A 704-nucleotide genomic window follows, 5' to 3' on the forward strand; every position below is an offset into this window, starting at 1 on the left:
AAATTTAAAGAAAAAAAAGAGATTCATGATTTGTGGATGAATGCGGGAATTTATCATTTGAGCAGAGATGTTCTAAAAGACCTACCAAATAAAGGAGATATTGAAAAAACTGTTTTTCCTAATTATGCAAAAAAATGGGAAACTACAAATTGTAAAATTTCAAAATGTAAAATGGCATTCAATTGATTCCTTCAAAGATATTGAAGAATGTATGTTAGAAATAGATAAAATAATAAAATAAATTTTATGCCCCAGTTCTATGCAATGTGACCATCATGTATGCCACTTCTTCGACAAATGATTCGTCTTTGCTAATTGAAGCATATTTTGTTGCATCATCCCAAAATGATGGCTTGGCATCATCATTTTTTGAGAATTCCTGCTCACTCATGCTCATATATTACATTTGATCGAATAATATATCACCTCAATCAAAATTAACCCATTACTAAAACAGAACACTAGAATATCCAACATGAGTAGAATTTTCATGCGCATAGCATGTAGTTTGGGTTCACTTCTTTCAGTAAATGATGTAATGACATGCTCAGAAATCCTCTCAAAAACAAATGTAGACACAATTTGGATACCTGAAACCTGGGGGATGGAGAATTTTTCGATGTTGAGTGCAATTTCAAGCAAAACAAGCACTCAAAAAATAGGTTCATCTATCATCAACATCTATTCAAGGAGTCCATCCACGA

Annotated in this window: 2 protein-coding genes and 1 pseudogene; 2 read left to right on the forward strand and 1 reads right to left on the reverse strand. The window is 32.1% G+C overall.

What is annotated here, in order from left to right:
- A pseudogene (locus BD31_RS01510) lies at positions 1 to 241 on the forward strand (nucleotidyltransferase family protein); the annotation flags it as partial.
- A 3-nt stretch (positions 242 to 244) separates the two neighbouring features.
- Here the strand turns inward: BD31_RS01510 and BD31_RS10200 are convergent.
- The gene (locus BD31_RS10200) at positions 245 to 391 is read right to left on the reverse strand and encodes a hypothetical protein (RefSeq protein ID WP_193353373.1); all 147 of its coding nucleotides are present in this window, start codon (positions 389 to 391) and stop codon (positions 245 to 247) included.
- 99 nt (positions 392 to 490) lie between these two features.
- Between BD31_RS10200 and BD31_RS01515 the strand changes: the two genes are divergently transcribed.
- On the forward strand, positions 491 to 704 hold a 214-nt coding region (locus tag BD31_RS01515; RefSeq protein WP_158641212.1), incomplete at its 3' end, for an LLM class flavin-dependent oxidoreductase.

It is taken from the genome of Candidatus Nitrosopumilus salarius BD31 (assembly GCF_000242875.2).
GTDB lineage: Archaea > Thermoproteota > Nitrososphaeria > Nitrososphaerales > Nitrosopumilaceae > Nitrosopumilus > Nitrosopumilus salarius.